Here is a 19,181-nt window from a genome sequence, read left to right as displayed (position 1 = left end):
TCCTCGCGGGCGGGGTGGCCGGGCTCAGCGGGGCTCGAGGATCGCGACGCACTCCACGTGGTGGGTCATCGGGAACAGGTCGAAGGCCCGGATGGAGCTGTGCCGGTATCCCACGTCTGCAAAGGTGGCCAGGTCACGGGCCAGCGCTGCTGGGTCGCAGGCAACGTAGGCAATGGCCCGCGGCGTGAGACCGGCCACGTGGCGCACCACCTGCTCCCCCGCCCCATTCCTGGGCGGGTCAAGGACGACGATGTCGGCGCGGTCGAGCTGCTTGAGCGCCTTCGCCAGGGGGGAGGCGATGAATCGGGCCTTGGGGACGTTCTGGCGGGCCAGCCGGATCGCCGAGCGCACCGACTCCACGCCGGTCACCCGCACCCCGCGGTCGGCCATCGCACCCGCGAAGAGGCCGACGCCGCAGTAGAGATCGAGCCCGAATTCTCCCTCGCGGGGTTGCAGTCCGGCCAGGGCGACGTCGACCAGCAGCGCGGCCGCAGCCGGATGGACCTGCCAGAAACCGTCCGCCCGAACGCGGAAGTCGCGGCCACCAGAGCTCTCCAGGACCAGGTCATCACAATGCCGTTCGTCCCCGACGAGGGCCAGCGGTGCGCCTTTGGCCGGCACCACGACGCGGATCTCATCGCCGGCCCGCTGCGCCAACTCGTCCAGCTCGCTGCGCGAGGGGCCCCGGTCAGAGGCGATCAGGCAGCCCTGCTCGGGCAGTTCCACCACCTCGTGCGAGCGATGGGCCCGCATTCCGACTCTCGCGCGCCCCTCGCCGTGGTCGACGGCGTAGCGGGCGCGGGTGCGCCAGCCCCGCAGGGGGTCCACCTGTTCGACCGTTCCGGTCCACTCGATGTCGGCGAGGCGATGCAACTGTTCGGCGACGACCTGGCGCTTGAGCTCGAGCTGCCTGGCGGCGCTGACATGCTGGAAGTCACAGCCACCGCAAACCCCGGCAATCGGGCACGGTGGGGTGACCCGGTCGGGCGAAGGGACGATGACCTCGACCGCGTCACCACGCCAGAAGTTCTTCTTGGAGTCATCGCTGACCCGCACCATCACCGTCTCGCCGGGGATGGCCTGGCGGACGAAGATGACCCGTCCGTCATGACGCGCGACGCAGTGGCCGCCGTGGGCGACGGGGCCCACTTCGAGCGGGCCGACCAGTGCCCCGGAGGGAGGCTGCACCGACTCCGCGCTCACTCCTGGGCTCCGGTACCGGCCAGCCGCCAGGCGGTCGGGTCGTCGCGCTGGAACTTCTCGTCGGCACCGGTGGAGCTGCGTAGCTGGTAGGGCACGGAGGTGACCATCACGCCCGGCACGAAGTGCAACCGGGTACGCACGATCAGGGCTGTCTGGTTGTGCAGGAACTGCTCCCACCAGTGGCCGACCACGTACTCGGGGATGTACACACAGACGACGTCGCGGGGGTTGTCGGAGCGCATCTTCTTGACGAAGTCGACGAAGGGTCCGGTGACCTCGCGGTAGGGCGACGCGATGACCTTGAGCGGGAAGTCGACGTCCTCGACCTGCCACTGGTCGATCATCTGCTGCGACTCCTCATCGTCCACGGCGACCATCACTGCGTCGATGCTGGAGGGGTTCGTCGCCCGGGCGTACGCGATGGCGCGCATCGTCGGCTTGTTGATCCCCTCGGTGACGAAGACCACCGCCCGCACGCGGGAGGGCAGCACCTTGTCCATGGAACCGGTCAGCGCGACCTCGCGGGAGACGCGGTCGTAGTGGCGGCGGATGGCCTTCATCATCAAGAAGACGCCGATCATCGCCAGGATCGCCAGGTAGGCGCCGTGCAGGAACTTGCTGAGCAGGACGATGACCAGCACGACGCCGGTCATGGTGAGACCGATCGCGTTGATCAGGCGGGAGCGCTGCATCCGCTGACGACGGTTGGCATTGGTCTCGGTCTTGAGGTGTCGGGTCCAGTGGCGCAGCATGCCGAACTGGCTGACGGTGAAGGAGACGAACACACCGACCACGTACATCTGGATCAGCGCCGTGACCGAGGCGTTGAAGATGAGCACCAGGAGCACGGCACCGAGGGCGAGGGTGACGATGCCGTTGGAGTAGGCCAGGCGGTCGCCGCGGGTGTGCAACTGACGCGGCAGGTAGCCGTCCCGGGCGAGGATGGAGCCGAGCGTCGGGAAGCCGTTGAAGGCCGTGTTCGCTGCCAGGAACAGGATGATCATCGTGAACACGACGATGAAGTAGAAGCCCGGCCGGAAGGAGTCGTAGAAGACCGCACGGGCCAGCTGGCCGACGACGGTGGTGGCCTCGGAGTGGATCTCCCGGCCGTCGGGGGTGACGAAGTAGGCGCCGCCCTTGATGTCGAGCATCCGGACGTGGGTCAGGTTCGCCAGCGCGATGATCCCGCCGAGCATGGTGATCGCGATCAGGCCGAGCAGGCCGAGGGTGGCGGCCGCATTGCGGCTCTTGGGCTTCTTGAAGGCGGGGACGCCATTGCTGATGGCCTCGACACCGGTCAGCGCCGCACACCCGGATGAGAAGGCGCGGGCCAGCAGCGCGATCATCAACATTCCGGTGAAGTTCTGGGCATAGGTGGCGGTGGAAACGACGGTGTAGTCGGACGTCTCGGCGCGCACGGTGTCGCCGAGCACGAAGATGCGGAACAGACCCCACAGGGTCATGCTCATGATGCCGAACATGAACAGGTACGTGGGGATGGCGAAGATCGTCCCGGACTCGCGGACACCGCGCAGGTTCAGCACCATCAGACCCAGGATGACCAGCGCCGCCACGGTGCCCTCATGCCCCTCGAGCATCGGGATCATCGCCTTCGCGTTCTGCACTCCGGAGCTCACCGAAACCGCCACCGTCAAGACGTAGTCCACCAGCAGGGCGGAGGCCACGGTCAGGCCAGCGGTGGGCCCGACGTTGACGGAGGCGACCTCGTAGTCACCGCCGCCGGAAGGGTAGGCGTGCACGGTCTGGCGGTAGCTGAGGACGACCACCAGCATCACCAGGGCGACCGCCACGCCGACCCACCAGCTGAAGACGAAGCCGGCCATACCCGCCAGTGAGAGGGTGAGCAGGATCTCGTCCGGGGCGTAGGCCACGGAGCTCAGCGCGTCGGACGCGAACACCGGCAACGCGATGCGCTTGGGGAGCAGCGTCTCGCCGAGCTGGGCACTGGCCAACTTTTCGCCGACCAACAACCGCTTGACGGTCTGGGAGAAACTCACGACCGAACTGTAGTCGCAGCCATCGGCAAACCAGCTCATCGCACCGATCACGCGGTGCGATAGCGTCGGGCAGTACACAACCTGCTGGAGACCAGCGGCTGAATGGAGGGTCGGGCGTGCACATCGTGATCATGGGCTGCGGCCGCGTGGGGTCCAGCCTCGCGCGGAGCCTGGAGAGGCGGGGTCACAGCGTCGCAGTGATCGACGTCGACGTGGACGCCTTCCGGCGTCTGGGGCCGGAGTTCCGGGGCCGCACCGTCAAGGGCGTCGGCTTCGACCGGGACGTCCTGGAGCAGGCCGGCATTCGAGAGGCGGATGGTTTCGCCGCCGTCTCGTCCGGCGACAACTCGAACATCCTGGCCGCGCGCGTGGTGCGCGAGGAGTTCGGTGTGCACAATGTCATCGCCCGCATCTACGACCAGGGTCGCGCCGAGGTCTACGAACGGCTGGGCATCCCGACGGTCGCGACCGTGCGTTGGGCAGCGAACCAGGTGCTGCGCGGCCTGCTGCCCGAAGGCAGTGAGCCGGTCTGGCGGGATCCGTCCGGCAATGCCCGTCTGGTGCAGGTCCACACCCACAAGGGCTGGGTCGGTGAGCCGGTAGGGTTCATCCGTCGCCAGCTGGACACGCCCGTGCCGTTCATCGTCCGATTCGGGATCGGTCTGGTTCCCCATGACGAGACCGTTCTGCAGGACGGGGACCTGCTCTACCTGGCCATCGAGAACGATCGGACCGACGAGGTGGAGCAAATCCTCGCCGAGCCACCCGTCAAGCACTGAGGAATCCACCATGCGCGTAGTCATTGCCGGGGCCGGAAATGTCGGCCGTTCCATTGCCCGCGAGCTGATCGTCAATGGTCACCATGTGCTCCTGATCGACCGTAATCCAAAGGCGATCAAGCCCGACTCGGTCCCGCAGGCCGAGTGGCTGCTCGCCGACTGCTGCGAGATGGACACCCTCAAGGAGGCCCGCCTCGACACCTGCGATGTCTGCATCGCCGCCACCGGTGATGACAAGGCCAACCTGGTGCACTCGCTGCTCGCGAAGACCGAGTTCGGCGTCCCGCGCACCGTCGGACGCGTGAACCACCCGGGCAATGAGTGGATGTTCGACGACGTGTGGGGCGTGGACGTTGCCGTCTCCACACCCCGCCTGATGTCGGCGCTGGTCGAGGAGGCTGTCAGCATCGGCGAATTGGTGCGGATCTTCACCTTCCAGCAGGGCTCGGCCAACCTGGTCGAGATGACCCTGCCGATGGAGAGCCCCGTGGTGGGTCTGCCATTGCGCGACCTGGAGATGCCCGGGGACGCGGTGCTGGTCGCCATCCTGCGCGACGGCAAGGCCCGTGCGCCGCTGAAGGATGGCGCGCTGGAGGGCGGGGATGAGCTGCTGCTCATCGTGTCCCCTGACCACGAGGCGGAGCTGTCGAAGCTGCTGGCCCCGAAGGCCTTCGACGCGCAGGGTTGAGCCCGCGCCCAAGGCGTGCGGCAGCAGTCGTCAGGGCCCGAGCAGTTCGTACTTCGGGTTGTAGATCACCCGGCGTCCCTTGTCGATGGTGATCACGCCATCCACCCGGACGCGCCGGCCCGCGTCGATCCCTGCGAGGGTGCGCCGACCCATCCAGACCAGCAGCACCTGACCTGTGCCGTCGTCGAGCTCAGCCTCGAGCCAGCGGTGGGAACCGGCCGGATTGACCGTGACCATCGAGAGGGTCCCGATGACCCGGACCGGGCATCGAAGGGGGCACTGGTCAAGGTTCCGGACGTCCGGAACCTCTTCTTCGCCCTCCTTCACCTGCTCCGGTTCAAGGCGATTCAGCAGCCGCTGCAGGCCGCGCAGCAGACCGGGCGCCATGGTCAGAGTGTCTGCTCGTCGATCGGGGGCACGGTGCCCTCGGGCATCGTGGGCACCATGTCGGCCGGCATCTGCATCGGGATCAGGTCACCGGGGACGCGCGGCGAGGCATCACGACGCACGACGATGTTGCGGAAGAACTCCAGCAACACCTCGGCCGGTCCGTCGATCCCGTCGTACATGCCGGCCTCTCCCATCAGCACGCCCCGCAGCAGCCAGCGGGGGCCCTGCGCGAACCACGTGCGGGAGACGTGGTACATCGTCTCACCGTCGGGGCCCTCCATCGGGATCACCCGGCGGATCTCGGTGCCGAAGGGGCCCTCGGCCAGCGAGGGGGTGCCGCCCTGCTGAGCGGTGACCTGGACCATTTCGGTGCGGATCTCGCCGGACATCGGGCTGGACGCGGGTGCGGCGAACAGGGCCACCTCGAGCGCGGAGTTCTGGTGCATGACCAGCGCGGCATTCACCTGCTGGGTGTTCTCGTCGATCTGAAGCTGGAGTTGCATCTCGTCAAAGGGGGTCATGATGACCGATCCGAAGTCGAGGCGGTCGATGTCGTCGGCATCCAGGTCGACCTCGTTCAGGTCAAAGGGGCCGTCGTCGCGGAAGTCGGTGCGCTCGTCGAGGGCGACCCAGCGCTCGGCATTGGGGTCGAGCTCCTCGGGAAGCTGGTCGGGCAGCTGCTCGCCGGAGGCCTCGTCGCTCGCCCGCTCGTCAGTGGTCTCGACCTCGGCCTGCTCGTCGACCTCGTCGCGATTCATGTCGCTCACGGTGTGTGCCTTTCCGGGTGCCCGGACGACCCTCGTCCGCGCCGGATGCGAGCCTACCAATCCCCCACGCTCGGGCCACACCGGCACGGGGGATCGCACTGGACCGCGGCCCAGCAACGAGAACGGTAACGACCTGATCCGCGATTTCCACACAGGTTCCACGAGCTGGGGCGACACTTCCAGCATCGGGGTCAGGATGTCGGCGGCTGACCCCAGGCGGCGACGCCGCCGCTGGAACCGTGGCCGCGATCACCGCGGCTGGTCTGGTCCAGTTCGTCGACGGCCACAAAATCGACCTGTTCAACCCGCTGGATGACCAATTGTGCGATCTTGTCCCCACGGGCCAGCTGCACCGACGTGGTTGCATCCGTGTTCAGCAGGCAGACCTTGATCTCGCCACGGTAACCGGCGTCGACGGTGCCCGGCGTGTTGACGATCGTGAGCCCGTGCCGCGCTGCCAGTCCCGAGCGTGGGTGGACGAAGCCCGCGTAGCCCTCGGGCAGAGCGATCGCGATCCCGGTGCCCACCAGCACCCGCTCCCCCGGTTCGATGACGACGTGGGACGTCGTGCAGAGGTCGGCTCCGGCGTCGCCCGGGTGGGCGAAGCGCGGTAGCTCCATTCCCGGGTCGAGCAGCTTGACGCGCAGTTCCATCACGCCTCCCGGCGGGCGTTGACCAGCTCGGCAACCCGTTGCGGGTGCCGGGTGCTGATCAGCCAGTAGGGGTGCGGGTCGGCGGCATCCTCAACGTCGATCCGCACCGCGCCCCGGGTGTAGGAGCGGGTGAGGAAGTAGGCGGCGGCATTGGCCTGCGGACCGAGGGCACGGGCTGCCGCGTCCGCGTCGAGCGCCTCGGCGGCGCCGACATAGGGCCACTCCAGCACGGCGCTTCCGGCCGTCACGCCGCGATCGTCGATCCGCACCGGCGTGCGGCCCCAGGGCACGAAGACGACTGCAGCCAGCACGACCGTCGCCAGGGCAGTGGCCAGGCCCCAGCCCATTCCCAGGTAGGCCCAGACTGCGACGACGAGGCTTCCCGCGAAGGTGAGCACCATCAGCCACCAGATGATCGGGATGGACAGGTGCTCTTCGTACTGATCATCGGTTGTGGGCATGGCGCCAAAGCTACCAATGGCATCGCCACGAGCGGAAAGCTCCCCCGCGTCTCGTGCGGCGCGTTCCCGAGTGCCTAGCATGGCTTTCGTTCGAGCAGACGAGAGGACTACCCATGGCTGCACCTGCAACCCAGAAGATCACGTTCAAGGTCTACGCCCTGGCCCTGGGCGCCGTGGCCACCTTCGCGAGCCGCAAGCTCGTCGAAGCTGGCTGGCGCGTGGCCACCGGACGTCCGGCACCCACCAAGGACGACCAGGAGACGAGCTCCACCCAGGCCGCGATGTGGGCCGTTGCCAGTGGCGTCGGCATCGCCGTGAGCCAGGCCTTCGTCAACAAGTACCTGGCCGAGCGCTTCGAGACGCTCACCGGCGAGCCAGCCCCGGAGAAGATGCGTCAGGTCAAGATCAAGGCCTGACCCCTCGACAGGCTCGGAGGACCTTTCCAGTTCGGGGGCGTACTCGACCTCGGGGGGACGATCTCCAGCCGGAGCGAACATGGCACGAGGGCGACCCCCGATGGGGTCGCCCTCGTCGTGCGTGCTGGATTGCTGCTCAGACGCAGTCGACGCAGTAGTCCTTGCCGCCTCGGGTCTCGGCGACCTGCGTCCGGTTCTTGACGAGGAAACAGGACGCGCAGGTGAACTCGTTCGCCTGGCGCGGCAGCACCCGAACGGTGAGCTCCTCGTGCGAGAGGTCAGCGCCGGGCAGCTCGAAGGCTTCGGCAGCCTCGACCTCGTCCTCGTCGACCTTGCCCGAGTTCTCGTCGTTGCGGCGAGTCTTGAGCTCCTCGATGGAGTCCTCGCTCATCTCCTCGTCGGTCTTGCGCGGGGCGTCGTAATCGGTCGCCATGACTTCCTTCCACAGATGATGATCCCCGGACCGTCAGGAACCGGTCGGGCTGACTGGTCCGGCGAGGGCTGAACACCGGTGGCCCGGCGGACATTCCCGCAGTTGGGGGCTGGCCCCCGCCGCTGTTCGGCCTAATGTTTAGCACACCTGTCAAGTGGGCCCCCGGCACGGGGTGGCTTTGGCCGACCATCCCCGCCGGAACGGCTCACAGCAGGCTGGAACGGATGAAGGCCAGACCCTCCGCGTGGGTCTCCAGGAAGGCCCGGACGGTCTCGTACCAGACCATCGCGTGCTGGGGCGTGAGCACCCAGTGGTTCTCGTCCGGGAAGTACAAGAACTTGTGCGGCATGTCCGCCGGATCGCCCGACCAGTGCGAGTTGAGCTCCCACCACAGGCCCAACCCCTCGCCGATCGGGACGCGGTAGTCCCGATCGCCATGGATGACGAGCATGGGGGTGGTGATCTGGTGTGCGAACTGGTGCGGCGAGTTCTCGGCGGCCATCTGCGGGCTGAGCTCGCGCGCCCAGTACCACGACGCGTCGGTGGTCGGACCAAAGCTCGTCAGGTTCCACAGCGAGGCATGGGTGACGATCGCCGCGAAGCGGTCGGTGTGCCCGGCCACCCAGTTGGCCATGTAGCCGCCGAAGGAGCCGCCCATCGCGACCGTCCTGCTGGCGTCAATGTCGTCGCGAGACTCGATCGAGTCGGTCATCGTCATCAGGTCGGTGTAGGGCTCCGCGCCCCAGCGCCCCCAGCCGCGCTGGACCATCTGCTGGCCATAGCCGGTCGACAGTGCGGGGTCGGGCAGCAGCACCGCCCAACCCTGGCTGACCAGCAGCCACGGGCACCAGCGCCAGCTCCACGCATTCCACGAGCCCAGCGGCCCACCATGGATCCACAGGGCAAGGCGGGAGGGGTTCTGGGCGCTCGTCCCCGCGGGCAGACAGAGCCAGCCAGCCACCCGAGTGCCGTCCGCGGCGGTGGTCTCGACCCTCTCCAGGGTGCCCGGCAAGGCGGTACGCTCCCCCGGGACCCGCAGTTCGGTCAGCTCACCGGATGCGACGTCGATGCGGACGACACTGCCCTGGTCGTCGTAGGCGCTGCGGATGGCGAACAGGGTGCCGCCGTCACGGCTCACCCGTACGGAGGAGAAGGCCCCATGCCCGGTGAGCCGACGCACCTGACCGCTTGCGACGTCCACGGCGAAGATGGGCGACTCGCCGTCCTCGTCCGCGACGCAGTACAGGACGTCCGCGCTCGGCGACCAGGCGACCGGGTGCGGCCAGCGATCCCAGTCGGCTGCCAGGTCGCGGCCCTGGCCGGTGCCCAGGTCGAGCAGGTGAAGGAACTCACGTGGAGCCTGCTCGGTCGTCGAGTTCTCCGACCGGACGCACGCCAGCCAGCCACCGTCGGTGGACAGCACCGGCGAGCCGAACTCCTGGCCCGCAGCGTCCAGCAGGACGGTGCGCCCACCGCTCTCGACGTCGATGCGCACGAGCGTCTCGCGGGAGGACCCATGCGGTTCGGCCACATTCTCGCCAACCACCAGAAAGGTGCCGTCGTCGCTGAGGACGCCGTGCGAGGTGAGGCCGCGGCCGAGGTCGTCGTGCAGGTAGCGGATGTCGTCGCTGCTGACGCTCGGCTCTCCTTCGGCGGGAAGGTCGACGCGGACGAAGCGGGTGGTCTGTGAGTCGAGGTCGTGGTCCCAGTAGCGCACCGGGTAACCCTCGTGCAGGATCGCGCGGACCTTCTTCTTGGTGCGCTCGGCGCGCAGCTTGGCGTCCTGTTCGGGATCGTCGATGCCTCCGCGCAGCCCCACTGCGCAGACGAGACGGTCGGCCTCCCGGGCAGCCCAGACCTGGTCCCAGCCGCCGTCGCGGCGAGCCAGCACGTAGGCCTCGCCGCCGACCGCAGGCAGGCACCACAGTGCCTGCTCCGACTCCTTGGGCGCCTCACCGGCCGGCGGCAGCGGACGCTTGGCGCTGAACACCACCGATCCGTCGCGCAGGAAGGCGTTGGCGCTCTCCCCCTCCACACCGCGGGTGAGACGTCGCGGGGCACCACCCTCCAGGTCGATGCGCCACAAAGCGGTCTTCCAGGCGGTCTGGTCGGCGTCCAGTTGCTGCACCCCGGCCAGCAGCCAACTGCCGTCCGGAGCCAGGTCGAGGCTCGCGAGCCGCGGCAGGGCGATGTAGGCGCGCAGGTCTTCCCAGGGGCTGCCGAGGGCTTCGTCGACCTCGTCCGGGACGGTGATGTCGGTCATCAGGAATCCATTCGGTGTGGGGAAAGCGGAGTCTGCGAAGGGGCAGGTGTCAGTCGATGGCGGGCTTGGTGGGCACCCGCAGGTTGGGGCAGCAGGTGGCCCCGGGGCAGGCCATGCACTCACCGCCGCAGCCCGGGTCGGTGATTTCCCCCCGGGCCAGCGCGGCGCGGCGAGCCATCCGCTCGACCAGGGCGGAGACGAAGGCGTGGTGGGTGCCGACGGTGGCCGCTCGGACCATCTGGATGCCGAGCCGGTCGCAGGTCTCGCGGGCCTGGGTGTCGAGGTCGTAGATGACCTCCATATGGTCGCTGATGAAACCGATGGGTGCGAGCACGACGCGGTCGATGCCGGCGGCCTTGAGTTCCTCGAGGTGGTCATTCACGTCGGGTTCCAGCCAAGGGTCGCTTGGGCGCCCGGAACGGGAGCAGAAGACCAGGTCATGGTCGTCTTCGTGGCCCGCCTCGGCCAGCACCCGGGTGGCGACCTGGCGGTGCCAGTCCAGGTAGGCATTGCCGCTCGGCCCGGAGTTGTCGTTCATCGGGGTCGGGATGGAGTGGGTGACGAAGACGACGCGCGCGCCCGGGAGCTCGTCCAATGCCGCGCGCAGGGACTCGGCATTGGCGGCGACGAAGCCCTCGTCCAAGGCGTAGTTGCCGATGCGGTCGACGCTGACGCGTCCCTCGGCGACTGCGGGTTCGGCGGCGAGGTTCTCGCGGTACTGGCGGCATCCGGAGTAGGAGGGATAGGCGGACGTCGTCACCATCAGCAGGCGCTGCTCCCCCGCGGCGGTGGCCTCGGCCAGGGCGTCGGCGATGAAGGGACGCCAGTTGCGGTTGCCCCAGTGAATCGGCAACTCACAGCCGCGCGCGCGCAGTTCGTCGGTGAGCGCACCCAGCAGCAGCTGGTTCTGGTCGTTGATGGGGCTCTTGCCGCCGAAACCGAAGTAGTGCTCCCCCACCTGTTCCAGGCGCTCGACCGGGATCCCGGAACCGCGGGTGACGTTCTGCAGGAAGGGGACGACCTCGTCGGGGGCCTCGGGCCCCCCGAAGGAGATCAGCAGGACGGACTCGTAGGGGGACAGGTCCAGGGTCTGGTCGGCAGCGCACATACTGCCGATCAAACCACGTCCTCCCGCACCCTTCCAGCCACCGCCGCGGGCGGTGAGGCGCGTTGCCAGATGAGCTCTTGCATGTCGCACGGTAGATTGCCGACTAGCATCCTTCGTCCCTTGGAGAACCGCCGATGACCAGTGCCTTGAGCCCCCGCGACATCCAGAGCCGCATCCGCGCCGGCGCCACGCTGGAGGACGTCGCCGCCGAGGCCGGGGTGGAGGCCGACAAGGTTGAGCCCTTCGCCGCCCCGGTGCTGGCGGAGCGGGAGCACGTGGCCGGCACCGCGCTGCAGTGCCCGGTGCGTCGTCGCGGCGAATCGAGCTCGGCACGCTCGCTGCGCGCCACGGTCGAGGAGAACCTGCTGGAGCAGGGCGTTGACGCCGAGGCCGTCGCGTGGGATGCCTGGCGCGAGGAGGACCGCTCCTGGACCGTCAAGGGAACCTGGCGCCAGGATGAGCAGCACGAGGCGCTGTTCAAGTTCGACCAGAAGGCGCGGTTCTCGCTGGCCCGCAATGACGATGCTCGTCGGCTGATCGGCGAGGCGCTGCCGGGTGAGGTGCGCCCTCGCGACGTGGACGCCGAGCCCACGATCGACCTGAACGACGAGCTGGCGCTCGTTCGCGCCGTGCAGGGCGATGCCCCGATCGTGGACGAGGAATTGGCGATGCAGATGCTCGCCGATGCCGATGCCGATGCCGGTGCCGATGCCGATGCCGAGACCATCCGCTTGCCGCGACCGACGCCGCAGCAAGTGGCCGAGCGCGACGAGCCGGTGACGGCGCCGACCGCCGAGGTCGATAGCCCCATTGCCGCCCCGAAGCCGGCGGTCGAGCTGGAGGACGTCGACGACTACTCCGAGGTCGAGCTGGAGCAGGTGGACGGCGTCTACGACATCGTCCCCAAGAGCATCGGCGAGATGGACGTTCTCTACGAGATGCTCAGCTCATTCAACGAGGACTCGGTCAACATCTACGCGGGCCTGACCGATCCGATCGCCCCGCAGGCGCAGGAGCTCAGGGGCGCAGCCGTCGACATCGACGAGGCGGTCGAGGCGTCTGGGGCCGGGGAGCCTGCTGCCGAAGTTGTCGAGGAGCCCGTGGCGGGTTCGTCCGCCGCGCAGGGGTCCGCTGCCGAGCCGCTCGACGTTGTCGAGGACGAGCACATCGAGGCTGTCGACCCCGAGTTGGGTGATGCCGATGAACAGGACCTCGACGAGGATTCCACGGGAGACCTTCCGGATCTCACCGCGGTCGTGCTGCCCGGGGCCAGCCAGGATGCGGACTCCCCCGATTCGCCGGACTCGCCTGATTCGCCGGATTCCCCCGATTCGCCGAACTCCCCCGCGTCCCCCAACTCGCCCACCGAGGACGACGAGGAAACCGCTGCCGATCCAGAGGGCAGCGCACCCGCCGCCATCGCAGCGCAGGCCAGCGACCTGGAGGCCGATCTCGAACAGGACCACCTCGAGGGCATGACCGATGCCGAGGTGGCCGTCGAGCACAAGATCGAGGACGAGGACGTGGAGACTTCAGCCCCCGAGCCGGCCGAGGCCCCCGACCCCCTGGAGCAGGACCCCCTGGAGCAGGACGCCCTGATCGATTCGCCAGAACCACTCAAGCCCGCTGCCAAGAAGCGCTCGCGCAGCAAGCGTGCGTCGGTCCCGAGCTGGGACGAGATCATGTTCGGCTCACCCATGCCCGGCCAGAAGGGCTGACCCCTCGGCTGGTTCGGATCGTCGGGCCGCGCGGGGACCGCTGGGCACTCGCTCAGCGACACCACTCGAGCAGTTCGTCCACCGGCCAGGTGGTGATGATCCTGGCCGGGTCGATCCCAGCAGCCTCGGCCCGGGCGCATCCCAGCGCGAGGAAGTCCAACTGGCCCGGGGCATGCGCGTCCGTGTCGATGCTGAACAGGCAGCCGACGTCGCGGGCCAGCGCGAGCAGGTCGTCCGGCGGGTCCTGACGCTCCGGACGAGAGTTGATCTCGACCGCGACCTCGAACTGACGGCAGGCCTCGAAGAGCACTTCCGCGTCGAAGTCCGATTGCGGACGCGTCCCGCGGTTGCCCTCGACGAGACGTCCGGTGCAGTGGCCCAGCACATTCGTGTGCCGGTTCGCGACGGCCGCCACCATACGCGTCGTCATGGTCTCGCTGTCGGACCGCAGCTTGGAGTGCACCGAGGCGACGACGACGTCCATCCGGTCTAGCAGGTCATCGGCCTGGTCGAGCGCCCCGTCGTACAGGATGTCCACCTCAATGCCCTTGAGGATGCGGATCTGGTTGGTGGCCTGCACCTCGTCGATCAGCTCCCACTGGGCCAGCAGCCGTTCGCGATTGAGGCCGTTGGCCACCTTGAGCCGCGGTGAGTGGTCGGTGATGGCCAGGTACTCATGCCCCACCCGCTGCGCTGTGGCCACCATCTCCCCCAACGGCGAACCCCCGTCCGACCAAGTGGTGTGGGAGTGCAGGTCGCCACGCACCAGCGACCGCAAGGAGGACGCTGCGAGCGGTTCGTCTGAGGTCAACCTGGCAATCTCGGCGACCTCGTCACCGGCCAGGGCCTGCCGGATCACGGTGGCGGTCTTGGGCCCGAGCCCCGGAACGGAGGTCCACGCGTCGGCATCGGCGAGCGCATCCACCTCGTCGGGCTCCAGCCCGGCCAGGGCGTCCGCCGCCTTGCGGTAGGCCTGGACGCGATAGGTGTCGGCGCGGGCACGCTCGAGCCAGAAGCCCACCTCACGCAACGCATCCACTGCCGGACGCACCCGCTCACACCCCAGGTGGAATCGCTGGTCTGCCACCCGGACACCCTAGCCCGCGACCACTAGGCTGAGGCCCCTAGGAGGCAACAGATGGCTACACCCGATCGCGGCTCGGCAGTCACCGGACGAGTTCTCGTCCCGTCCGACCGCACCCGGGCCGGCATCGTGAAGCGGCTGGGGCAGGCGACCGCGAAGATGACAACGGCGACGCTGGCGGCCATGGAGGAACGCCATCCCTGGTTCAGCGACCTTGATGCCGAGCACCGCTCGTGGATCACCGTCGTCGCCCGGTCGGGCATCGACGGCTTCGTCCAGTGGTTCGCGGACGACCCCGAGAACCCCTTCGACCCCCTCACGGTGTTCAACGTGGCCCCGCGCGCCCTGGCCCGCAACATCACCCTGCACCAGACCGTCGACCTGGTGCGCACCACCATCGACGTGGTCGAGGAACAGATCGCCCTGCTGGCCGCGCGCGGCGACCGTCCCGTCCTCGAGACGGCCATCGTCCACTATTCCCGCGAGGTCGCCTTCGGCGCCGCCGAGGTCTACGCACAGGCCGCCGAGGTGCGCGGCGCCTGGGACGCCCGCCTCGAGGCGCTGGTCGTCGACTCGATCATGCGCGCCGAGGCGGACGAGGCGATGGTCTCGCGCGCGTCCACACTGGGCTGGACCTCTGGACAGAAGGTCTTCGTCGCGGTCGGGCACGTCTCCAGTGAGGCGGGCGACCCGACCCAGGCCGTGCGGCACCGGGCGGGGAAGTTGGGTGTGGACGTGCTGACGGCGATCCAGGGCGACCGGCTGGTGCTGGTCGCCAGCTCGCCCGGGATCACCGAGGAACACGCAGCAGTCGGTCTGGTCGACCAGTTGCAGGACTTCTTCGGGCCCGGACACATCGTCGTCGGTGAACTGGTGGACGACCTGGTGGAGGCGCCCCGTTCGGCTCGTTCCGCGTCCAGCGGTTTGAAGGCCTCCCGGGCCTGGCCCGAGGGTGCCCGCGCGCTGGCCGCGGCTGAACTGCTCCCGGAACGGGCGCTGTCGGGTGATGGCCACGCACGTCGGATGCTCGCCAACGACATCTACCTCCCGCTGCAGGCGGCGGGTGGTGACCTGTTGGAGACCGTGGTGGCCTTCCTCGACCACTCGGGTTCGGTTGAGGCCACCGGCAGAGCGCTCTACGTTCACGCCAACACCGTGCGTTACCGCCTCAAGCGCATCCAGGATGTGACGGGTTACTCCCCCACGGACGCACGCGACGCCTACGCGCTGCGGCTGGCGATCACCCTCGGACGACTCCTCTGACCCGGGCCGCGACGCTCAGCTCCGTGTGGTGAACCGACGAATCGCATGCGTGTGATTCAGCTGCTCCGACAATCGGGGCAGGGATCGCCGCTGGACGACCTGGGCGCCGGTTGTGGGGACCCGACAAATGCGCTGCGGTTGATTTCGTGGTGTCCGCCCGCGCCCACGGGCCGTGCAGCCGCAAGAGTTGGACCGTGCTTGCAATCGTTGCCCCCGGACAGGGCGCCCAGACCCCCGGCTTCCTCGCGCCCTGGCTTGAGCTGCCCAGCTTCGCCGAGCGCCTTGCAGCGTTCAGCGCGGTGACTGGTCTCGACCTCGCCCACTACGGCACCACCGCCGACGCCGACACGATCCGGGACACCGCCATCGCCCAGCCGCTGCTGGTCGCCGCAGCCATCACCACCGCCAAGGAACTTCTCCTGGGCGCCGAGGGTGCTGCCGGCGTCGTCGCCGGCCACTCCGTCGGCGAGTTCGCCGCCGCCGCCATCGCCGGTGCCCTGCGCGACGAGGACGCACTCGTGCTGGTCCGCGAGCGGGGACGCGCCATGGCAGAGGCCTCGGCGATCCGTCCGACCTCGATGACCGCCGTCGTCGCCGGCGACGCTGCCGAGGTGCAGGAAAAGATCGCCGCCGCCGGCCTGACCCCTGCCAACAACAACGGCTCCGGCCAGATCGTCGCCGCCGGCACGGTCGAGCAACTCGCTGCCTTCGCCGAGAACCCGCCCGCCCGTGCCCGGCTGGTGCCGCTGAGCGTCGCGGGTGCGTTCCACACCGTCCACATGGAGCCCGCGGTCGCGCACCTCACCGAGGTTGCCTCATCCGTCGCCCCCACCGATCCCAGCGTCGCCCTGATCAGCAATCGGGATGGCCAGGTCGTCCCCGGCGGTACGGATTACCTGCAGCGCCTGATCAGCCAGGTCGCCAACCCAGTGCGCTGGGACCTGTGCATGGAGACCATGCGTTCTCTGGGCATCAGCGGGCTGCTGGAGCTCACCCCCGCCGGGACGCTGACCGGCATCGCCAAGCGCAACCTCAAGGGTGTCCAGGTGTTCAACCTGAACACCCCCGACCAGTTGGACGAGGCCCGCGAGTTCGTCGCCGAGCACGCCAACGCCAACCAGGCGTCCACCAACCAAGAGTCCACCAACCAGGAGTCCACCAACCAGGACGGGACCAACGCATGAGCGGCCAGATCAAGACCCTCCAGGAGAACCGCTTCGCCCGGATCCTCAGCGTCGGCTCCGAGCGTGGCAACCGCGTGGTGACCAACGAAGAGATGTGCACCATGATCGATTCCACCCCGGAGTGGATCGAGCAGCGCACCGGCATCACCGAGCGTCGCTGGATCGACGAGACCCAGACCCCGCTGTCGATGGCCGTCGGTGCGTCCCGCACGGCGCTGGAGCGCGCGGGCATCACGCCGGAGCAGGTCAGCGCGATCGTCGTCGCCACCGTTTCACACTTCCAGCAGACCCCGGCCCTGGCCTGCCACATCGCCTTCGAGCTCGGTTGCCCTGACCCGGCAGCCTTCGACCTCTCTGCTGCCTGCGCGGGCTTCGGCTTCGGCCTGGCCACAGCCGAGACGCTGGTGCGTGGCGGGACGAGCGAGTACGTGCTGGTGGTCGGCGTCGAGGCGCTGTCGCTGATGCTCGACAAGTCCGACCGCTCGACGGCCTTCATCTTCTCCGACGGCGCCGGTGCCGTCGTGGTCGGCCCGTCCGAGACCCCCGGTATGGGACCGGTTGTCTGGGGCACCGACCCCAAGGCCACCGACGTCATCATGACCGACGACTGGACGATGACGATGCCCAAGGGCGAGTTCCCCTTCCTCAAGATGGAGGGCCGTCAGGTCTTCCGCTGGGCGACCACCTTCATCGCCGAGAAGTCCGCCGAGGCGATCGCGGTGGCGGGGCTGACCCCCGACCAGTTGGACGTCTTCATCCCGCACCAGGCCAACAACCGCATCACCGACTCGATGCTGCGCCACCTGAAACTGCCCGAGAACGTCGTGGTCAGCCGTGACATCTGCACGATGGGCAACTCTTCGGCGGCGTCGATCCCGGTCGCCATGGACGCGTTGCTCGAGCAGGGCCAGGCCAAGTCGGGCGACACCGCGCTGGTGATCGGCTTCGGCGCGGGCCTGTCGTTCGCCGGGCAGGTCATCACCCTTCCCTGACCGACCACCCCCAGAACTCCCGTCGGCTCCCCGCCGGGAAACACCACGAGAAAGAGAGGCCACCATGGCCAGCACCGAAGAGATCCGCACCCAGCTCGCCGAGATCGTCAACGACGTCGCCGGCGTGGCCGCCGAGGACGTGCAGCTCGACAAGTCCTTCTCCGACGACCTCGACGTCGACAGCCTGTCGATGGTCGAGATCATCTACGCCTGCGAGGAGAAGTTCGGCGTGTCCATCCCCGACGAGGACGCCAAGAACCTGAAGACCGTCGGCGACGCCGTCGCCTTCATCGAGCGCGCCCAGGCCTGAGCCACGCACGTGCCCACCGGCCCTGACCACTGACTGGCCCTGACCACTGACTGGCCCTGACCGGTGACTGGCGGGGGCTGACGCTCCGGCTCGGCCCCCGCCCACCCACACACCACCACCGCACACCCTGGAGAATCATGACCACCGTCGTCATCACCGGCATCGGCGCCTACACCCCCCTGGGCGAGGACGCCCCGAGCACCTGGCAGGCGATGCTCGATGGCGTCTCGGGCGTCCACACGCTCCAGCATGACTGGGCAGCCGACCTGCCCGTCACCTTCGCCGCCGAGTGCGCCGGCGACCCCAGCGAGCGCATCGACCGCGTCCAGGCGCGTCGCCTCGACCGCTCCACCCAGCTCTCCCTGATCAGCGCAGAGGAGGCCTGGACCGACGCCGGTTTCGACTTCCACGGCGAGACCGAGGGCCTCGACGGCGAGCGCGTCGGCGTGGCACTGGCGTCCGGCATCGGCGGTCTGCAGACCCTGCTGGGCCAGTGGGACGTCCAGAAGGACAAGGGCCTTCGTCGCGTCTCCCCCTTCACCATCCCGATGCTGATGGCCAACGCCCCCGCCGCGAATGTCGGCCTGCGCGTCGGTGCCCGCGCTGGCATCCACACCCCCATCTCCGCCTGCGCATCGTCCAACGAGGCCATCTCGATCGGTCTGGACATGATCCGGCTGAACCGCGCGGACGTCGTCATCGCCGGCGGCACCGAGGCCGTGCTGCACCCACTGCCGATCAACGCCTTCGCGCAGATGCAGGCGCTCTCGCGTCGCAACGACGATCCCGAGCACGCCTCGCGTCCGTGGGACACCGCCCGCGACGGCTTCGTGATGGGCGAGGGTTCGGTCTGCTTGGTGCTGGAGCGTCTGGAGCATGCCCAGGCCCGTGGCGCGAAGATCTACGGCACGCTCGCGGGTACCGGAATCAGCGCCGACAACCATGACATCGTCGAGCCCGACCCCTCGGGCCACGGTCAGTCGTCTGCCATGGGACGCGCGTTGTCCGATTCCGGTTTGTCCGCCAGCGACATCAAGCACATCAACGCCCACGGCACCTCGACCCCGAAGGGCGACGTGACCGAGGCCGGCTCGATCCGCAAGGCATTGGGTGACGCGACCGATGGCATCGTCGTCACCTCGACCAAGTCGATGACCGGCCACCTCCTCGGTGGTGCCGGTGCGCTGGAGACCTTCGCGGCGCTGATGGCGATCAACACCCGCCAGGTGCCCGCGACGATCAACATCGAGAACCTGGAGCCGGGCCTGCCGATCGACGTCGCCACCACCCAGCGGGAGCTGCCGGCCGGTGACCTCGCCGCGTTGAACAACTCCTTCGGTTTCGGTGGCCACAACGTGGCGCTGGCGCTGACCAACCAGAACCAGACCAACTGATCCACAGTTCCCCGAGTCTGTCGAGGGGCCGCCCCACACCGAAAATGGGTGTGGGGC

The 19,181-nt window shown here is 68.6% G+C and carries 19 protein-coding genes; 9 read left to right on the top strand and 10 right to left on the bottom strand.

Annotated elements, in window-relative coordinates:
- Nucleotides 1–24: 24 nt before the first annotated feature.
- Both ABD089_RS03500 and ABD089_RS03495 read right to left on the bottom strand, forming a co-directional pair.
- Nucleotides 25–1,203 (bottom strand): class I SAM-dependent RNA methyltransferase, encoded by a 1,179-nt coding sequence (locus ABD089_RS03500; RefSeq protein ID WP_343884814.1) that lies wholly within the window; start codon nucleotides 1,201–1,203, stop codon nucleotides 25–27.
- Nucleotides 1,200–3,221, bottom strand: coding sequence for an APC family permease (locus ABD089_RS03495; protein ID WP_343884813.1), 2,022 nt, complete (start codon nucleotides 3,219–3,221; stop codon nucleotides 1,200–1,202). The genes ABD089_RS03500 and ABD089_RS03495 overlap by 4 nt, the downstream gene beginning before the upstream one ends.
- A 131-nt stretch (nucleotides 3,222–3,352) precedes the next feature.
- Between ABD089_RS03495 and ABD089_RS03490 the strand changes: the two genes are divergently transcribed.
- Nucleotides 3,353–4,000 (top strand): potassium channel family protein, encoded by a 648-nt coding sequence (locus ABD089_RS03490; RefSeq protein WP_343884861.1) that lies wholly within the window; start codon nucleotides 3,353–3,355, stop codon nucleotides 3,998–4,000.
- A gap of 10 nt (nucleotides 4,001–4,010) precedes the next feature.
- Entirely contained in the window at nucleotides 4,011–4,688 is a 678-nt protein-coding gene (locus ABD089_RS03485) for a potassium channel family protein (protein ID WP_343884812.1), read from the top strand.
- Between the two features lie 30 nt (nucleotides 4,689–4,718).
- Here ABD089_RS03485 and ABD089_RS03480 read toward each other — a convergent pair whose 3' ends face one another.
- From ABD089_RS03480 to ABD089_RS03465, 4 genes are all read right to left on the bottom strand, one after another.
- Complete coding sequence (locus ABD089_RS03480; RefSeq protein WP_343884811.1) at nucleotides 4,719–5,075, bottom strand: OB-fold nucleic acid binding domain-containing protein; 357 nt, start codon at nucleotides 5,073–5,075, stop codon at nucleotides 4,719–4,721.
- A gap of 2 nt (nucleotides 5,076–5,077) precedes the next feature.
- Nucleotides 5,078–5,836, bottom strand: coding sequence for a DUF3710 domain-containing protein (locus ABD089_RS03475; protein ID WP_343884860.1), 759 nt, complete (start codon nucleotides 5,834–5,836; stop codon nucleotides 5,078–5,080).
- 200 nt (nucleotides 5,837–6,036) lie between these two features.
- Nucleotides 6,037–6,498 carry a dUTP diphosphatase gene (gene dut / locus ABD089_RS03470; RefSeq protein WP_343884810.1) on the bottom strand — a complete coding sequence of 154 codons (462 nt, stop codon included), beginning with the start codon at nucleotides 6,496–6,498 and terminating at the stop codon, nucleotides 6,037–6,039.
- Nucleotides 6,498–6,959, bottom strand: coding sequence for a DUF3093 domain-containing protein (locus tag ABD089_RS03465; protein ID WP_343884809.1), 462 nt, complete (start codon nucleotides 6,957–6,959; stop codon nucleotides 6,498–6,500). The genes dut and ABD089_RS03465 overlap by 1 nt, the downstream gene beginning before the upstream one ends.
- 113 nt (nucleotides 6,960–7,072) lie before the next feature.
- On the opposite strand from ABD089_RS03465, the gene ABD089_RS03460 reads away from it, so the two are divergent.
- The gene (locus ABD089_RS03460) at nucleotides 7,073–7,375 is read left to right on the top strand and encodes a DUF4235 domain-containing protein (protein WP_343884808.1); all 303 of its coding nucleotides are present in this window, start codon (nucleotides 7,073–7,075) and stop codon (nucleotides 7,373–7,375) included.
- 136 nt (nucleotides 7,376–7,511) lie between these two features.
- On the opposite strand, the gene ABD089_RS03455 is transcribed toward ABD089_RS03460, so the two are convergent.
- The 3 genes from ABD089_RS03455 to ABD089_RS03445 all read right to left on the bottom strand — a co-directional run bounded on the left by ABD089_RS03455 (nucleotide 7,512) and on the right by ABD089_RS03445 (nucleotide 11,179).
- Nucleotides 7,512–7,808 carry a DUF4193 domain-containing protein gene (locus ABD089_RS03455; RefSeq protein ID WP_343884807.1) on the bottom strand — a complete coding sequence of 99 codons (297 nt, stop codon included), beginning with the start codon at nucleotides 7,806–7,808 and terminating at the stop codon, nucleotides 7,512–7,514.
- Nucleotides 7,809–8,013: 205 nt separating this feature from the next.
- Nucleotides 8,014–10,071 carry a S9 family peptidase gene (locus tag ABD089_RS03450; protein ID WP_343884806.1) on the bottom strand — a complete coding sequence of 686 codons (2,058 nt, stop codon included), beginning with the start codon at nucleotides 10,069–10,071 and terminating at the stop codon, nucleotides 8,014–8,016.
- A gap of 49 nt (nucleotides 10,072–10,120) precedes the next feature.
- Nucleotides 10,121–11,179 carry a ferrochelatase gene (locus tag ABD089_RS03445; RefSeq protein ID WP_343884805.1) on the bottom strand — a complete coding sequence of 353 codons (1,059 nt, stop codon included), beginning with the start codon at nucleotides 11,177–11,179 and terminating at the stop codon, nucleotides 10,121–10,123.
- Between the two features lie 134 nt (nucleotides 11,180–11,313).
- Here ABD089_RS03445 and sepH point away from each other — a divergent pair, with 134 nt between their 5' ends.
- On the top strand, nucleotides 11,314–12,897 hold the full coding sequence (sepH, locus tag ABD089_RS03440; protein ID WP_343884804.1) for a septation protein SepH: 1,584 nt from the start codon (nucleotides 11,314–11,316) through the stop codon (nucleotides 12,895–12,897).
- A gap of 52 nt (nucleotides 12,898–12,949) precedes the next feature.
- Here sepH and ABD089_RS03435 read toward each other — a convergent pair whose 3' ends face one another.
- Nucleotides 12,950–13,984 (bottom strand): PHP domain-containing protein, encoded by a 1,035-nt coding sequence (locus tag ABD089_RS03435; RefSeq protein ID WP_343884803.1) that lies wholly within the window; start codon nucleotides 13,982–13,984, stop codon nucleotides 12,950–12,952.
- A 156-nt stretch (nucleotides 13,985–14,140) separates the two neighbouring features.
- Between ABD089_RS03435 and ABD089_RS03430 the strand changes: the two genes are divergently transcribed.
- From ABD089_RS03430 to ABD089_RS03410, 5 genes are all read left to right on the top strand, one after another.
- Nucleotides 14,141–15,244: a PucR family transcriptional regulator gene (locus ABD089_RS03430; protein WP_425560019.1), complete on the top strand. Its 1,104-nt coding sequence runs from the start codon at nucleotides 14,141–14,143 to the stop codon at nucleotides 15,242–15,244.
- A 194-nt stretch (nucleotides 15,245–15,438) separates the two neighbouring features.
- The gene (locus ABD089_RS03425) at nucleotides 15,439–16,428 is read left to right on the top strand and encodes an ACP S-malonyltransferase (protein WP_343884801.1); all 990 of its coding nucleotides are present in this window, start codon (nucleotides 15,439–15,441) and stop codon (nucleotides 16,426–16,428) included.
- The gene (locus tag ABD089_RS03420; RefSeq protein ID WP_343884800.1) at nucleotides 16,425–17,420 is read left to right on the top strand and encodes a beta-ketoacyl-ACP synthase III; all 996 of its coding nucleotides are present in this window, start codon (nucleotides 16,425–16,427) and stop codon (nucleotides 17,418–17,420) included. Before ABD089_RS03425 ends, ABD089_RS03420 begins: the two co-directional genes overlap by 4 nt.
- A 64-nt stretch (nucleotides 17,421–17,484) precedes the next feature.
- Nucleotides 17,485–17,730: an acyl carrier protein gene (locus ABD089_RS03415; protein ID WP_343884798.1), complete on the top strand. Its 246-nt coding sequence runs from the start codon at nucleotides 17,485–17,487 to the stop codon at nucleotides 17,728–17,730.
- Nucleotides 17,731–17,867: 137 nt separating this feature from the next.
- Entirely contained in the window at nucleotides 17,868–19,124 is a 1,257-nt protein-coding gene (locus tag ABD089_RS03410) for a beta-ketoacyl-[acyl-carrier-protein] synthase family protein (protein WP_343884797.1), read from the top strand.
- Nucleotides 19,125–19,181 lie beyond the last annotated feature (57 nt).

Origin of the sequence: Luteococcus sanguinis, from assembly GCF_039527675.1 — a bacterium.
GTDB lineage: Bacteria > Actinomycetota > Actinomycetes > Propionibacteriales > Propionibacteriaceae > Luteococcus > Luteococcus sanguinis.
The sequence above is the reverse complement of the archived record's forward strand: the minus strand, read 5'-3'. Positions and strand labels throughout refer to the sequence as shown.

Coding starts and splice junctions, on each gene's coding strand:
- ABD089_RS03490 (WP_343884861.1), top strand. CDS start 3,353: ATGGGCTGCGGCCGCGTGGGGTCCAGCCTCGCGCGGAGCCTGGAGAGG.
- ABD089_RS03485 (WP_343884812.1), top strand. CDS start 4,011: ATGCGCGTAGTCATTGCCGGGGCCGGAAATGTCGGCCGTTCCATTGCC.
- ABD089_RS03480 (WP_343884811.1), bottom strand. CDS start 5,075: ATGGCGCCCGGTCTGCTGCGCGGCCTGCAGCGGCTGCTGAATCGCCTT.
- ABD089_RS03475 (WP_343884860.1), bottom strand. CDS start 5,836: ATGAATCGCGACGAGGTCGACGAGCAGGCCGAGGTCGAGACCACTGAC.
- dut (WP_343884810.1), bottom strand. CDS start 6,498: ATGGAACTGCGCGTCAAGCTGCTCGACCCGGGAATGGAGCTACCGCGC.
- ABD089_RS03465 (WP_343884809.1), bottom strand. CDS start 6,959: ATGCCCACAACCGATGATCAGTACGAAGAGCACCTGTCCATCCCGATC.
- ABD089_RS03460 (WP_343884808.1), top strand. CDS start 7,073: ATGGCTGCACCTGCAACCCAGAAGATCACGTTCAAGGTCTACGCCCTG.
- ABD089_RS03455 (WP_343884807.1), bottom strand. CDS start 7,808: ATGGCGACCGATTACGACGCCCCGCGCAAGACCGACGAGGAGATGAGC.
- ABD089_RS03450 (WP_343884806.1), bottom strand. CDS start 10,071: ATGACCGACATCACCGTCCCGGACGAGGTCGACGAAGCCCTCGGCAGC.
- ABD089_RS03445 (WP_343884805.1), bottom strand. CDS start 11,179: ATGTGCGCTGCCGACCAGACCCTGGACCTGTCCCCCTACGAGTCCGTC.
- sepH (WP_343884804.1), top strand. CDS start 11,314: ATGACCAGTGCCTTGAGCCCCCGCGACATCCAGAGCCGCATCCGCGCC.
- ABD089_RS03430 (WP_425560019.1), top strand. CDS start 14,141: ATGACAACGGCGACGCTGGCGGCCATGGAGGAACGCCATCCCTGGTTC.
- ABD089_RS03420 (WP_343884800.1), top strand. CDS start 16,425: ATGAGCGGCCAGATCAAGACCCTCCAGGAGAACCGCTTCGCCCGGATC.
- ABD089_RS03415 (WP_343884798.1), top strand. CDS start 17,485: ATGGCCAGCACCGAAGAGATCCGCACCCAGCTCGCCGAGATCGTCAAC.
- ABD089_RS03410 (WP_343884797.1), top strand. CDS start 17,868: ATGACCACCGTCGTCATCACCGGCATCGGCGCCTACACCCCCCTGGGC.